This window comes from Janthinobacterium sp. Mn2066 (assembly GCF_049319705.1).
Classification (GTDB): domain Bacteria; phylum Pseudomonadota; class Gammaproteobacteria; order Burkholderiales; family Burkholderiaceae_D; genus Janthinobacterium.
In genome coordinates this window covers 472,511-486,989 of sequence record NZ_JBMOUF010000001.1, presented here as the reverse complement: position 1 = coordinate 486,989, position 14,479 = coordinate 472,511, and the positions used below count along the sequence as shown (strand labels likewise).

Genomic DNA, 14,479 nt, shown 5'->3' with positions numbered 1-14,479 from the left:
TCTATTGCCTGCAAACTCCCCTTCAGGGAAGCTTGCACGTATTTCAGCCGGAATTAATACCGCGCATCCTTCGGCTTGCCGCCTTTTGGCCAATCATTGATCTTTTCCGGGAAATCGGGACGCGGCATGTGGGTAAAATACGCGGCCACGTCGACCGCGTCCTGGTCCGACAAATTGCCCTGCCCCAGCGGAAATTTCTGGCCGTGGCCCATCACCATATTGGCCTTGACGAAACCGGCCGCCGTGTAAGTCCTGGCCATGCCCGCACCGATATTGAAGGAGCGCTCGCCCCACAGCGGCGGGAAGGCCACCAGGCCATCGGCACCCCGGATGCCTTCGCCATTGGCGCCATGACACACGGCACATTGCTGGGCAAAGATTTTCTTGCCGTTGACCACGTTGGGCACCAGGCTGCGGTCGATCCTGGCGATGCCGCGCCCCGGCACATTATCGCCCGCCTGGGTGGCGCCCTTCATCCAGGCTATATAGGCCACCATTGCCTGCAGGTCGGGCGTGCCCGCCGGCAACGGTGCGCCGTTCATCGAACGCTTGAAGCAGCCATTGATGCGCTCAGCCAGGCTGATCACCCTGCCCGCGCGCGGTGCTTCCGAGGGGAAAAACGCGGAAATGCCGAGGAAGGGCGAGCCCTTGGCCACGGTGCCGCCATTCAGGTGGCAGCTGCTGCAATTGAGGTCATTGCCCACGTTTTTCGGCAAACGGGCCCTGGTTTCCGTCATCAGCTGCATGCCGCGTATCAATTGCCCGGCGTTGGCGTCACCCATCAGGGCGGCAAAGCGGGGCGTAGAAAAATCCGAAGGCGTCGGCGTGAGTTTCAACTCCTTGCGCACCTTCGCAACTTGCGAGGCCGTGACGGCGACACCCTTATTACCCCAGCTGCCGCGCACAAAGGTCAAAATTTCCGCCAGTTCCCCATTCGACAGGCTGTCATAGGCCGGCATGCCGAACGAGCGCGGCGAGTGCTGCGTAACGGCCGATTGCCAGCCCGTCAGCGCGATATGGATCAGCGAAGTGGGATCTGTCGATTGCACGGAATGGTTTTGCGCCAGCGGCGGGAAGATATTGTCCACGCCACGGCCATCGCGCCGGTGGCAAGTGGCGCAAAACTGCGTATAGCCCAGACCGCCACGGGTGGTGTACAGCGCAGCCTCGGTGGCTTGCGCCACGGCCATCGGTTTCTTTGGCGCAGGTCCGCCAGATTGATTGGGCGGCAAGCCATGCAGGTATTCGGCCAGCGCCGCCAGATCGGCATCCGTAAAATATTGCGTGCTGTGCGTGATGACTTCCGTCATGCTGCCAGCCGCCGTGCCGAAACTGTTGCGCCCCGTCTTGAGCAATTGCACGATGTCGTCGGGCGTCCACAGATCGCGCAAATTCACCGCATGCCAGGCATCGAAGGTAAAACCCGCCAGGTATTGATTGCCCTTGGGACCATCTTGCCCCATGGTTTTTTCCTGGAAGGCCACGCCGCGCGGCGTGTGGCAGGAACCGCAATGGCCTAGCCCTTGGGCAAGATAGCTGCCCCGGTTCCAGGTGGCCGATTTGCTGGCGTCCGGCTTGAATGGCTCATCCTTGAGAAATAGTGCATTCCAGAAATACAGGCCCCAGCGCATGCTGAACGGCCATTTCATGTCATTCTCGCGGTTCTGTTGCACCACGGGCGCCACGCCATGCAGCAAATAGGCGTACAGCGCCTGCATGTCGTCGGGCGTGATCTTCGCATAGGACGGATACGGCATGGCCGGGTACAGATGGTGGCCATCGGCCGCCACGCCCTTGCGCATGACGCGATTAAATTGCTCGAAGGAATACTTGCCGATGCCCGTGACGGGGTCGGGCGTGATATTGGTGCTGTAGATGATGCCGAATGGCGTCTTCAATTCCAGGCCGCCGGCCATGGCCGCGCCTTGTGCGCTGGTATGGCAGGCAACACAATCGCCGAGGCGGGCCACATAGGCGCCCCGCTTGATTTGCGCCGCATCGGGCGCAGCAGACCAGGCGGGCCCGGCAAAGCCCAGCATGCCAAACAAGCACAATGCGTAGAGAACAGTAAAAACAGTAAATAATGCTGGTGCAGCAGCTGACTTGGCGTTCATCTTGACCCTTTTATTAGCAGGGATAAGTTTACGCATCCAGCGCCAGCATCGAAATAAGGTGTTTCATGTGGGCATCTAAGGCATTTCACCTAGACGCACCCAAAAAAAATGCGGCCAGTCTGGCTGGCCGCATTTTCAGTACCGCATTACATCATCAGTTGAAACTTAAACCCGTTGCATTCGCATTGCTCAATTTCTTGGCCTTGAAATCGATCACGAAATGATCGCTAGGCTTGGCCGAACCGAGGCCCTTGAAAATCGCAAACACTTGCTTGAACTGATTCTGGAACAGTACGTTCACCGCGTTCTGGTCCGACGGCTTGTCGCCGATCTTGACGATCGCCGCCGGATTGGCCGGGAAGGCGCCCATCAGCACCTTGTATGCACTGACGCGTGTCGCGCCCATGTCGCGCAAGGCCAGTTCGCCTGCATACACGGTACGGTGGAAATCGCCGTAGAACTCATACGCAGAAATTGCCGCAAAGTCGTCCAGCTTCAAGCCGGCCGCCGTGGCCAGTGCCGTCGCCTTGACGGTCGCTGCCGCCCAGTCCGCCGTCAGCTGGCTGGCCGGCACGACCGTGCCGCTGGCCACGCCCTTGGCGGCGCAACTGGCCGTCAATGGCAGCACGCCTGGCACTTGCGCCAGTTGCGCCAGGGTTACCTGGGTTTGCAATTGCGACAGGATCAGCATCTGCTTCACATCCAGCACCATGGCCGCTTCCTTCATTTCACATGGCCAGTACTCATCCATGAAACGCAGGCGCGACAGTTCGCCGAAATAGAAGCGCGTGAAGGCGCCATACGAGGTGGTGTCGAGCACGGCGCGGTTCCAGCGTTTCTTGATATCGTCCGCGTTCGTGCTGCCTTGCAGGTAATCGTATTCCACCTGGTAGTGCGGGAACAGTTCGTTAAAGCGCGGCACCGAATTCAGGGCCACGGTTTGCACGTCGACCGTATCGGCATCCTTGTAATTGACGATCTTGTAGGATGCGCCATACACGGCCAGCGATGGCGACTGCACGTTCACCAGGTAATTGCCAGCGGCATCCTGGTAATCGTTGGTGCCGTTGAAATGCATGTGGCCGCCGATATGCAGGCGCAGGCCCGTGGCCGCCAATGCTGCCGTGGTGGCCGACTCAGGCACGCGCGCCGTCTGGAAGGCGCCCGGCTTGAAGACATCTTTCATCGCGCCGGTCTGGTTCGCATAGAAATCCATGGTCGGATAATGCGAGAAGGCCATCAGCTGCTTGCCCTGCGCCTTGGCGCGGTCCACCACCGACTTGATCCATTCCATCTGGTGTTTCTTATGCGTCAGCACCTTGTTCCAGCCCGCATTGCCGGCGCCATCGAAGCCCTTGAACGATTTTGGATTGGCAGGATCAAAATTGCCGTTCGGAATGTACACATTGGCGTCGATCGACAACAGCCACAAGCCTTTCACCGGCTCCACCAGATAGCTGGCGTCGATGATGCTGCTGCACTTGGTGTATGCCTTGCCGAGCGCTTTTTCGCCGGCCGCCTTGTAGCTGCCGCCTTCGCCTTCGGCGCACATTTCAAACTGGCGGTTCTTCAGGTCGCCCTTGACCACCGCCGCTTCATACGTGTATTTGTTGTCGGCGTACTGGCCGAACGGGGTTTCCCAATACAGGTCGTTCTTGTTCGGCATGAAGCCGAAATCGCCCAGCTTGCCGATCAGGCTTTCATAGCCCTGCTCTTTCAACTGGTCGGTACAGACCACGGTAGGATCTTTCGATTTGCAGGCCGCATTGCCGGTCGCATAGACCTTCTGTTCCTTGCCATCCTTGGTCAGGAAATCGCTCTTGCCCGCTTCATCGTCGTCGTACGGCTCGTTAGGGTCGTGGTTGCCCGGCGCGATAAAGAAGCGCATGCCCTTGGCCTGGTACTCGCGCAGGATGTCGTTGATGCCATCGATGTTGATCGGCTGGGCATCATCGGAATAATCGCCAGGCAAGGCTACCATGCGGATACCTTTACCGTAGGCATCGTCGAGCGCCGAGCGGAAGGCGAAATAGTTTTCGTTGAACAGACGGGTCGACGTCAGCTGCGCATACATGGTGCGGATAGTGGCGTTTTTGCCATCCTTGGTCGGGATGCCGGCAAACTGCGCGCTCTTGAAATCGCCATACACGTTTTCAAAGTGCACATCGGTCATGAACGCGACGCTGGGATTGGCAGGTGCCACCGGAGGCGGCGGCGCCTCGTCATTGTGGTGGCTGCTGCCGCAGCCAGCCAGCAGCGCGGCGAACACCAGCGCGCCCGCCGATACCGGGCGCAAGGGGAACTTCTCTATCATGCATTCTCTCCAGAAAACCTGGCATGCTGGGCAAGCATGCCGGTCTGTTAATTTATAGGAGGTGCAATAATGCCAATAGGAAATTACCTGTTGATGACATAACCATCATTTACAGAAGAAAAAACCGTTAAATACAAATTAGGGCTGCAATAATTCTTCCAATTGCGCATTGCGCCGTGCCGTCAGCAGCGCCAGCCAGGTATCGGCAGGCACGGATGGGTAACGCGCGGCGCCATAACGCAGCCACGCATCGCGATATGCCAGCCACAGGCGCTGGGTGGCGCGCACGCCTTCCTTGCTCACGGCGCCGGGGTAGTCCGCCTGCGGCTGCTTCATCACCTTGCCGTACAGCACGTTAAGCTGCTTGTCGAGCGTCGCCGCATCGACCTTGCCCGCCTGCGGCAATTGCCCTTGCTCATACTGGCGCAGATCATGGGCCAGCAATTCCATCTCGCCGGTCCGGGTGTCGATGGCCATGGATGAACCTGCCGTACCGCTCATGTCCGTTTCCTTGGCGCCACGCGCCGTGGCAAACTTGTCCGTCGCCTGCTGCAACGCTTGCAGGGCAGCCTGGGCGGCGGCAGGCAATGTTTGATTGAGCTTGCTGTTCGCCGCGGTACGGGCACGCTGTTTTTGGCGCGCATCAATGCCACTGCAAACGCCCATCATGTAGCCGCTGGTGATGTCGTCGCACAAATCGATATCGCCATGGGCGCCGCTGGCATCGAGCTTTTGCAGATGCGCGACGCGGCCTTCCATCTCGGCCGGCGCGGCGTCGATACCGCAGGCGGACTTCAGCGCCAGCGCCGGGTTGCGGACTACGCCCAGGCCATTCTGGTACAACATCATCAGCACCGCATTATTCTTCTGGACTAAAGCACATTGCCGTACCGGCTGCCAGTCGGCGGGCTTGGGCGCGGACATACTCTTGGTATCGTAATACATGTTGATCGGCTCGCAGCGTTGCAAACCCGCCACGGCCGATGGCGGCGGCAAGTCGGCGGCAGGCGGCGCGGCGTTGGCCACCTTCATGCAGGCGCCATACCAGGCTGTCGTTTCCGCGTGGCCCACGCCCATGGCGCTGGTATTCGGATAGGAAGACTGCGCAGTAGCTGACTGGGCGGCCAGCAAGGCAAACAGGCCCAACAACAAAGACTTATTCGAAAATACATGGAATCGCATAACGCGCCTGGGGCAGTAAAACTGAAAGGCCGAGTGTAACGCATCAAACAGCCGCCAGCCCGTCCGCATGGCGGCTCGAACCTGCGGTAAATAACGGTTACGGGCGGCCATGGCAGCTTGGCATGCAGTGGACCGATGGGCAATAATGTTGCTCGCCATAACTTTTTCAATTCTTTGGACCACGCTCATGACCTCTCCCCGTCTTCGCCGTTCCATCGGCTCGCTGCTGATTGCTTCAGCTTGCGCCTCGCTCGCTTTTGCCGCACACGCTGCCGATGCCACGGCTGCCGCGCCAGCCGCCGCTACCCAACAAGCCAGACACGCCATTACACATGAAGACGTGTGGCTGATGAAGCGCGTCGGTGCGCCCGTTGCCAGCCCGGACGGCAAGTGGGCCGTGTTTTCCGTGGTCGACAGTGCCTACGATAGCAAGGACCAATGGTCGGACCTGTGGATCAAATCGCTGACGGACGAGAGCGCGCCGCGCCGCCTGACATTCAGCAAGGGCGGCGAAAGCGCCGTCGCCTGGTCGCCGGACAGCCGCCAGCTGGTTTTCGTTGCCAAGCGCGAAGGCGATGAGGCTGGCCAGATCTACCGCCTCGACGTGGCGGCCGGCGGCGAAGCCCAGCGCCTGACCTCGCTGACCCTCGGTGCACGGTCGCCGAAATGGAGCCCGGACGGCAAGCAATTGCTGTTCATCAGCGACATCTATCCAGGCAACAAGACGGAAGCGGACGTCAAGCAAAGCGCGAAAGAGCGCAAGGACCGCAAATACAGCGCGCGCTCGTATGAAACGACGGCGCCCCGCTACTTCGACAAGTGGCTGACGGACAAGCAGGTGCGCCTGTTTATCGTTGACGCGCAGGCCGATGCAACGCCGCGCGATATCCTGTCGGGCTCGCAACTGGCAGCCTTGCCGGGCTTCGGCGGCGGCCAGGGCGATGAAGGACAAACGCTGGACGCCATCTGGACGCCGGACGGCAAGGGCGTCGTCTTCAATGCGGCCACCAACCGCGATGCAGCCCAGCGTGAAGCGATCCATTCGCAACTGTACCTGGTGGCGGCAACGGGCGGCGAGCCACAGCGTTTGACACAAGACCAGCGCAGCTATAACAACCTGAAATTTGCCGCCGATGGCAAGACGCTGTTTACCCTGTCCGATGCCGATACGCCCGGCAAGGTTTACGACGTGAACCGCCTGGCCAGCTTCGCCTGGCCGCTGGTCACCCCGGAACCCACCATCCTGACGGCAAAGCTGGACCGCTCGATCTCGCGCTATGTGCTGCCGGAAGGCGGCAAGCGCATCCTCTTCAGCTACGAACACGCGGGCCTGGAAAAGCTGTACTCGATCGACGTCAAGGGCGGCGAGGTACGCGATGAGCCATCGTTGCCAACCGGCAGCATCAGCTCCTTGAGCAGCGGCGGCAAGTCGCTGGTAGGCGTGTGGGAGTCCAGCATCAATCCGCCGGAAATCTTTGCCTTCAACGGCAAGCAGCCGAAACGTTTGACCTCGTTCAATACGGAAAAAGCCGGCAAGATCGACTGGCAAGCGCCCGAACACTTCTGGTTCAAGACGGCCGATGGCCGCCAGATCCACAATATGATCGTCAAGCCGGCCAACTTCGACCCGAACAAGAAGTACCCGCTGTTTACCGTCATCCACGGCGGCGCGGCCAGCATGTGGCGCGACCAGTTCGTGCTGCGCTGGAATTACCACTTGCTGGCCAAGCCAGGCTATGTCGTGCTGCTGACCGACTACAAGGGTTCGACCGGCTACGGCGAAGAATTTGCCCGCTCTATCCAGTTCGATCCATTGAAAGGCCCGGGCGATGAGCTCAACCAGGGCGTGGATGAAGCGATCAAGAAATATCCATTTATCGATGGCACCAAACTGGCTGCCGGCGGCGCCAGCTATGGCGGCCACCTGGCCAACTGGCTGCAAGCGACCACCACGCGCTACAAGGCCATCGTGTCGCATGCCGGTGAAATGGACTTGATCATGCAGTGGGGCACCAGCGATGGCGGCTTTGGCCGTGAAACCAATGCCGGCGGCCCCGTCTGGTCCAACCTGCCCGTATGGCGCGATCAAAGCCCGGTCATGCAAGCAGGCAATCACGAAAAAGGCACGGGTTTCAAGACACCTATCCTGATTACCGTGGGCGAACTGGACTACCGCGTGCCGGCCAACAATGCGCTGATGAACTTTGCCGTGCAACAGCGCCTGAACGTGCCGGCGAAACTGATCGTCTTCCCGGACGAGAATCACTGGATCCTGAAAGGCGAGAATAGCCGCTTCTTCTACAATCAAGTAGAAGAGTGGCTGGCAAAATACGTAAAGTAATCGCCTTATTTGCTTCTTGAAAAGCCAGGCTCCGCTGACGCGGGCCTGGCTTTTTTCACGCCGTTGGCAAGGCGGCTTTCTGGCGCCGGATGGCCAAGACCAGCAAGGCAGCCAGCAGGCAGGCAGCGCCAGCGGCAAACAGGGCTGGATTGTAAGTCAGCATCAGGGTACGGATGCGGCCTGCGCCATAGGCAGCCACGGCGGCGCCCAGTTGATGGCCGGCAAAGATCCAGCCAAACACCATGCCCGCCCTTTCCTTGCCAAAGGTGGCGCCCACCAGTTTCACGGTCGGCGGCACGGTGGCGATCCAGTCCAGGCCATAAAACATGGCGAACAAGGACAAACCGTACAGGGTGAACTCGGAATACGGCAGCCAGAACAGCGACAGGCCGCGCAAGCCGTAATACCAGAACAGCAGCTTGCGGTTGTCATAGCGGTCCGACAGCCAACCCGACATGATGGTGCCGAACAGGTCGAACGCGCCCATCATGGCCAGCACGGAAGCGGCTGGCACGGCAGACAGGCCGGAGTCACCGCACAGGGAAATGAAGTGCGTCTGGATCAAGCCATTGGTGCTCAAGCCGCAAATGAAGAAGGTGCCGAACAGGATCCAGAAGGTGCGGTTCGTCGCCACGCTGCGCAAGATCAAAAATGGCGTGGCAAAAGTAATGCCCGGTCCGGGCGGTGTGGCCAAGGGCGACATGGGGTCGGCGCCATAGGCGCGCAAGCCCACGTCTTGCGGACGGTTGCGCATGCAAAAGAAGGCCAGTACGGCGACGATGGCGCAGCTGGCAAACACAGGCAACACGGCCAGGCGCCAGCCATAGTGCTCGATCAGCCAGGCGCCCACGGGCAGGAACAGCAGCTGACCCGTAGCCGAGCTGGCCGTCAGCACGCCGATCACCAGGCCCCGATGCGTCTCGAACCAGCGGTTGGCGACCACGGCGCTCAATACCAGCGCCGTCATGCCGGACCCCACGCCCAGCAAGATGCCCCACAGCACCACCAGTTGCCAGAACTGCGTCATGCGGGTGGCCAGCAACATGCCGGCGGCGATCAGCGACAAGGCCACGCAGATGACGTTGCGCAAGCCAAAGCGCTCCATCAGGATGGCCGCAAATGGCCCCATCAAGCCAAACAGCACGAAGCGCACGGCCAGCGCCGACGAGATCTGCTCGGCATCCCAGCCGAACTCGCGGCTCAGCGGCTGCATCAGGGCGCCGGGCAAGCCCAGCGCTGCCGACGAGGTCAGGGCAGTTAAAAAGGTGATGATGACGATGACCCAGGCGAAGTGAATCCCGCGCCGGTCCAGCCATTGTGCTACAGGAAGGGAAAGCATGACGACCTCACAATAAGAAGAAGACCGCCTGTTGGCGGTTTTTTCTCATGATATATGATGATCGTAATTTATACAATCGCAGCATGTTGCATGAAAGGCAATCATGACAAGGAAAAATGAACAAGGCCGTTGACGGATCTCACTGATCCATCAACGGCCTTGCCTGGCGTTCTATCAAGAAAAGTTATTTGACCTTCAAGCCATTCTTCACATCCGTCACGCCTTCCACGCCGCGGGCCAGGTCGGCGGCTTTCTGCACTTGCGCCTGGGAAGGCACGAAGCCGCTCAGCATGACGACGCCGTTGACGGTTTCCACGTGCACGTCGAGCGCTTTCAAGTCATTATCCTTGACCAGGTCGGCCTTGATCTTGGTGGTGATCACCGAATCGGCCACGGCCACCTTGGTGCTGCTGGCGGCGTTGCGCGTCACGCAGGCAGCCTTGGCCGTTGCATCCATGCCATCGCAGTTTTCCTTGACCACTGCCGGCGGATTTTGTGCCACATTGGTGCCATCGCGTGCGCCCGTGTTCGCGTCGGCCAGGGCGGCCGTCTTGGCGGCCTTGGCGTCATTCATGCAGGTGGTTTTGTTGGCGCCGGAACTGTCGCCGCACCTGGCCTTGGCCAGGTCATATTCGGCATTGGCGACCTCCTTGCGGGCCTTGGCTAGTTCGCGTGGCGTATTGCGGTATTGGGCAACGGCGTCCGAATCGGCCTTGGTGCGTGCCACCTTGGCTTCTTCCACGCAGACTTTTTTCGCGTTGCCCGTCTGGCTATCGCAGGCGGCCTTGGCCAGTTTGTAGTCGGCCGTGGCCTTGTCGGTCATGCTCTTGTAGGTGGCATCCTGTGCATAGGCGGGAGCGGCAGCCAACAAGGCGCTGGCACTGGCGGCCAGCATGAGCGCAATCATTTTATTCATGATGGAGTCTCCATGGGTGAGGTTGATGCCATGATTAGACGCCTGCCGCACCCAAAGCTCTGTGCGACAACACACCTTGCCCCGCCATCCATCGCGTCCAGCCATCATCGTTTGTCGCCGCTCAAGCCCTGTCGCCACAATACTTGCGCCTGCTCAAACAATGAAACAGGCGCATCAAAGGCATGCTTGCCGCCTGCCAGGACCAGCCACGCCTGCGTCGCGTGCGAACCGCCCGCCCCGCCTTCCTGCAGGGGCACCTCGCGCACCTGCCTCATCCACGCCAGCACGGCAGCGTAGTCGGCCAGGTGGCGGCTGTGCATCCACGCCAGCGCCACCAGGTCCGCATAGGCTTCTTCACGCCGTGTTTCACGCAACGCTGCCCCATCCATGGACTGGGCGGCAGTATCGACAAACCCGGCTGGCAAGGCATGCCAGTTGCCCTGCGCATAACGCTGGCAATGGCCGATCTCATGCGCCGTCATGGCTTCGATCATCAAGCCTTGTTGTTCGGCTGGCACACCCTGCAAGACCGCTTCGGCCCGGGCATTGCCGCGCATCGACAGCACCAGCTTGCAGCGTCCGCCATCGAAGCCCAGCGCCAGCGGCACGGCATTCGGTGCATCTTGCGGCTGAACAACGATATCGATAGGCAAACCTTGTTCGCGCGCATAAGTAATCACGGGTGCACCCGCGTGCAGCCAGCGGGTTTCCAGCGGATTCAAACCGGACGCTGCCATCGCAGGCAGGCTGCTGAGCCAACCAATACAAAAGGCGGCAACAGAAGAAGATTTTGTCAAAAAATGCATCGCAACCACACCAGGAACAAAGAAAAGGCTGAGCTAGAAACTGCAGGGTAGTGGGCAAAATTATTTCCACAAGGAAAATTTAATAACACTCGCCACAATATTTCAGCCGATCCCGCCAGCGCCCCTGGCGTATTGCTATCAAGGCACTTTGTTCATTTCCAGCTGGAATATCAATTCCACATCATCGGCTACCACCGGCAGGTAGCCCAGCATGCCGAAGGCGCTGCGGCTGACATGGGCGCTGCCGGAAAAACCCACCGACGGCACTTTCAGGAAAGGATTCATGACGGGTCCCGTCATGATGGTGTTGAATGTCACCGGCAGAGTCTTGCCGCGTACCGTCAAGTTGCCGGCCACTGCGTAATGCGTGGCGTCGACACGCTGCACGCCGGTCGAGACAAAGGTTATCTTTGGATAAGCTTGCGCATTGAACCAGTCGGCGCTGCGCAAGGCGGCGTCGCGCTGGGCGTTCGCCGTATCGATCGAAGCGGTGTCCATGCTCAGGCTGACGCTGGACGCAGCAACATTGTTTTCATCAAAATTGACTGTGCCGCTGATGCTGCGGAACATGCCCGGCGTGTGCGTCAAGCCCATGTGCCCGACGGCGAAACTGACATTCGTGTGGGTGGGTTCGATTTGCCACGCCGCCATGCTGGCGCGTGGCAGGATGGCGATGGCGGCGAACGCGATGGAGGTGAAAATTTTGGCTTGCATGATCAGTATTCCCGTGAAATGAACATGCAGACAGCATAGCCACGGATCACGCACCACGAAATAGCGATTGATGGCAATCCGGTTTCGATAAATCGCTAGCCGCAGCAGCTTACTGCGTCAGCAAAGCATGCTGCCGGCGCACTGCCTGCGCCATATGCTCGAAAAACAGCTTGATGCGCGGCGCATGGCGCAAATCGGCATGCGTCAGCAGCCACAGGTCACAATGGCAGGCGTCGGCCGCCATGCCGATACGGTGCAGCGGCGACTCCGGCGCCACCAGCATCACCGGCAGCGGCGCCACGCCCAGGCCCGCTTCGGCCAGCTGGCGGAGGGCGATGAAGGAATTGGCGCGGAAGACCGCTGGCTGGTTCGGCATGATCTGGCGCAGCCACTGCGACACCGCAGCATTGGCCAAGGCGCCATCGGGCAAGATCCACTGCAGCTGCTCCAGCGGGGTATCGCCCGCCTGCTCAAGATAGGCCACCGTGGCATACAGGCCGAAGGCCAGCGTGCCGATGCGCTTGCCGACCAGGTTTTCGGGCGGCGCCAGCGAAGGGCGCAGCGCGATATCGGCCGCGTGCTTTTCCAGGTCCAGCTGCTCGTTGCTGATCACCAGTTCCACCGTGATGGCGGGATAGCGGGCGCAAAAGTCGGCCAGTATCGGCGACACCAGCCGGTCCATCAGCGCATCGGTGGTCGTGAAGCGGATCTTGCCTTCCACCTCCGTGCGCTGGCCGGACAGGCGGCGGCGCGTTTCATTGATGGCAGCTTCGATGTTTTCGGCGGTGGCAATCACGTCCTTGCCGCCTTCGGCCACCACATAGCCGGCCGGCAGGCGGTCAAAGATGCGCACGCCCAGCGTCTCTTCGGCCTTCTGCAGCCGCCGCAGCACCGTGCCGTGCGTCACCTTCAAACTGCGCGCCGCAGCAGCAACCGAGCCATGGCGGGCCACCGCCAGGACAAAGCGCAAATCATCCCAGTCAAATGGCGCCATCATGTCCCTTGAGGCCAGCGCAGCTTACTGCTTCGCCGCCTGGTCCAGCGCGCGCGCCGTGACGAATTCAGGGCGGATATCGTTCGGCACGGCCTTCATCTTGTCGAGCGCCACCTGCACTTCCGGACGGATCACCACGTACTTGGCCATCAGCGCCTTGGCGCGCGCATAGTCGCCGGTCGCTTCGATGGTCAGGAATTCGCGGTCCAGGTCCACCACGGCTTGCTTGATCTTACTGAAATCGACGCCGAACCTGCCGCCGCCCAGCGACACGAAACCGCCCTTGTCGAGGATGTAGTTCAGCTGGATCGCCATGCCGCGCGCATGCGAATCGGTCAGGCCGAAATGCAGGGTGCGAAAGCCCGAGGCCAGGAAGGTGTTGTACAGCTTGCGCTCGGCCACCTCGCCCTGCCCCAGGGTGTCGTTCAACTGGCCCTTGTCCATCATGTAGCGCAGCGCGTACAGGCCGGTGATGTCGGCCTTGGCTTCTTCGATGGTGGAATAGGTTTCCTTCAGATCCTGGCGCGGCGTCGATGGCTTGCCATCGACCTGCGTGGCGTGCGGACCCAGGCCATGCATGATTTCATGCGCGAGGATATGCGTGAAGAAGGAATTGAAGTCCACGTCCTGCTGCGCTTCCGGCGTCAGCACCAATTTGGAGATCGGCGTCAGGGTGGCCTTGAACTTGGCTTCCTGTACGTTCTTCAGCATCACGCGCTTGGAGCCGCGCGCGCTGATGATGCGCTCGTCGTTGGGCAGGTTGTAGGCCGCCGTCTGCACCGCCATATTGCCGTCGCCGGCGCCATACACCTGGTTCACCACCAACATCGGCGCCAGCGCGCCCACTTTCGGATTGCGGTATTGCGCATCCAGCGGCAGGTTGTCTTCCAGCTCCTGCATATGCTTGGCAAAGAAATTCAGCTTCTGCGTCTCGGCCTGGTCGCGGATATTCACGTACGCTTCAAACGCCGCCTTGTAGCCGAACAGTTCATCGTTATACGTTTCGTACGGGCCGATGGTGATGTCGACCGGCGCATCGAGGTCCATCCAGGCGAAATCGGACGGCAGGTAATCGTTGTCGAGGAAAGCCTGGGCGCGCAGGCTGAGGAATTTCTTCAGCGAGGCGTTGTCGGTGGCAGCCGCCGCTTCATTGAGCAATTTGGCCAGCTGCGTCAATTCCTTTTTATATTCGTCCGAGTATTTGACGGTGCGGTATTGGCCGTCCTTGCCGGCGCGGATGGTGGTGAAAAACCATTGCGCCTGCTGTTTATCGACTTCCGGCAAACGGTTCATCCAGCTTTCCAGGCTGGCCTTGCTGGCGCCTTGCGGATAAAAATTGCCCGCTTCCGGTTTTTTCGCGGGGATGGCGATGCCGGCATAGGTGGCGGGCATGAACGACTCGTGGCCATCGAGTACCGACCAGGGTCCCTTGTTGATCCAGAAGTAGTTCAGGCGCGCCTTGCCCAGCGCCGACTTGTCTTTTTTCAGCGCGGCCCACAGCGCTTCATTGCCGGACCAGCGCTGGCGCAGCTGCAGCACGTCGACCAGCTTGGCAGCTTCAACCAGTTTGGCGATGGCCTTGCGGTCGCCCGCCGACAGCTGCGACGTATCGGCGCTCAGTTCAACGGGCGCATAACGGGCGCTCATGGCGTGCAATTGTTCGACGGTGGCTGGCGCACCGGGGGCGGCGCAGGCGCTGCCGACGGCGGCCGCCATCAGCAGGGGAAGCAGGATTTTTTTCATGGTGTCTCGGTTGTTA

General features: G+C 60.3%; 10 protein-coding genes. 1 reads left to right on the top strand and 9 read right to left on the bottom strand.

What is annotated here, in order from left to right:
* Nucleotides 1–53: 53 nt before the first annotated feature.
* The 3 genes from ACL9RI_RS02060 to ACL9RI_RS02050 form a co-directional block, all read right to left on the bottom strand.
* Nucleotides 54–2,039, bottom strand: coding sequence for a c-type cytochrome (locus ACL9RI_RS02060; protein ID WP_422725160.1), 1,986 nt, complete (start codon nt 2,037–2,039; stop codon nt 54–56).
* 229 nt (nt 2,040–2,268) lie between these two features.
* The gene (locus tag ACL9RI_RS02055; protein ID WP_422724933.1) at nt 2,269–4,428 is read right to left on the bottom strand and encodes a metallophosphoesterase; all 2,160 of its coding nucleotides are present in this window, start codon (nt 4,426–4,428) and stop codon (nt 2,269–2,271) included.
* A gap of 138 nt (nt 4,429–4,566) precedes the next feature.
* Entirely contained in the window at nt 4,567–5,580 is a 1,014-nt protein-coding gene (locus tag ACL9RI_RS02050; protein WP_422724932.1) for a lysozyme inhibitor LprI family protein, read from the bottom strand.
* A 217-nt stretch (nt 5,581–5,797) separates the two neighbouring features.
* Here ACL9RI_RS02050 and ACL9RI_RS02045 point away from each other — a divergent pair, with 217 nt between their 5' ends.
* Nucleotides 5,798–7,951: a prolyl oligopeptidase family serine peptidase gene (locus tag ACL9RI_RS02045; protein WP_422724931.1), complete on the top strand. Its 2,154-nt coding sequence runs from the start codon at nt 5,798–5,800 to the stop codon at nt 7,949–7,951.
* Nucleotides 7,952–8,006: 55 nt separating this feature from the next.
* Here the strand turns inward: ACL9RI_RS02045 and ACL9RI_RS02040 are convergent, their stop codons facing one another.
* The 6 genes from ACL9RI_RS02040 to ACL9RI_RS02015 form a co-directional block, all read right to left on the bottom strand.
* Nucleotides 8,007–9,290: an MFS transporter gene (locus tag ACL9RI_RS02040; RefSeq protein ID WP_422724930.1), complete on the bottom strand. Its 1,284-nt coding sequence runs from the start codon at nt 9,288–9,290 to the stop codon at nt 8,007–8,009.
* A 184-nt stretch (nt 9,291–9,474) separates the two neighbouring features.
* A complete protein-coding gene (locus ACL9RI_RS02035) occupies nt 9,475–10,206 on the bottom strand; it encodes a BON domain-containing protein (RefSeq protein WP_422724929.1) in 732 nt (243 codons plus the stop codon).
* Nucleotides 10,207–10,310: 104 nt separating this feature from the next.
* On the bottom strand, nt 10,311–10,943 hold the full coding sequence (locus ACL9RI_RS02030; RefSeq protein ID WP_422724928.1) for a hypothetical protein: 633 nt from the start codon (nt 10,941–10,943) through the stop codon (nt 10,311–10,313).
* Nucleotides 10,944–11,150: 207 nt separating this feature from the next.
* On the bottom strand, nt 11,151–11,726 hold the full coding sequence (locus ACL9RI_RS02025; protein ID WP_422724927.1) for a YceI family protein: 576 nt from the start codon (nt 11,724–11,726) through the stop codon (nt 11,151–11,153).
* A gap of 109 nt (nt 11,727–11,835) precedes the next feature.
* The gene (locus ACL9RI_RS02020; protein WP_422724926.1) at nt 11,836–12,723 is read right to left on the bottom strand and encodes a LysR family transcriptional regulator; all 888 of its coding nucleotides are present in this window, start codon (nt 12,721–12,723) and stop codon (nt 11,836–11,838) included.
* Between the two features lie 21 nt (nt 12,724–12,744).
* Complete coding sequence (locus ACL9RI_RS02015) at nt 12,745–14,463, bottom strand: dipeptidyl-peptidase 3 family protein (protein ID WP_422724925.1); 1,719 nt, start codon at nt 14,461–14,463, stop codon at nt 12,745–12,747.
* Nucleotides 14,464–14,479: the final 16 nt, after the last annotated feature.

What these genes read in the sequence shown, in the direction of transcription:
- ACL9RI_RS02060 (WP_422725160.1), bottom strand. Translation starts at nt 2,039, where the DNA reads ATGCTGGGCTTTGCCGGGCCCGCCTGGTCTGCTGCGCCCGATGCGGCG.
- ACL9RI_RS02055 (WP_422724933.1), bottom strand. Translation starts at nt 4,428, where the DNA reads ATGATAGAGAAGTTCCCCTTGCGCCCGGTATCGGCGGGCGCGCTGGTG.
- ACL9RI_RS02035 (WP_422724929.1), bottom strand. Translation starts at nt 10,206, where the DNA reads ATGAATAAAATGATTGCGCTCATGCTGGCCGCCAGTGCCAGCGCCTTG.
- ACL9RI_RS02020 (WP_422724926.1), bottom strand. Translation starts at nt 12,723, where the DNA reads ATGATGGCGCCATTTGACTGGGATGATTTGCGCTTTGTCCTGGCGGTG.
- ACL9RI_RS02025 (WP_422724927.1), bottom strand. Translation starts at nt 11,726, where the DNA reads ATGCAAGCCAAAATTTTCACCTCCATCGCGTTCGCCGCCATCGCCATC.
- ACL9RI_RS02015 (WP_422724925.1), bottom strand. Translation starts at nt 14,463, where the DNA reads ATGAAAAAAATCCTGCTTCCCCTGCTGATGGCGGCCGCCGTCGGCAGC.
- ACL9RI_RS02045 (WP_422724931.1), top strand. Translation starts at nt 5,798, where the DNA reads ATGACCTCTCCCCGTCTTCGCCGTTCCATCGGCTCGCTGCTGATTGCT.
- ACL9RI_RS02040 (WP_422724930.1), bottom strand. Translation starts at nt 9,290, where the DNA reads ATGCTTTCCCTTCCTGTAGCACAATGGCTGGACCGGCGCGGGATTCAC.
- ACL9RI_RS02030 (WP_422724928.1), bottom strand. Translation starts at nt 10,943, where the DNA reads ATGGCAGCGTCCGGTTTGAATCCGCTGGAAACCCGCTGGCTGCACGCG.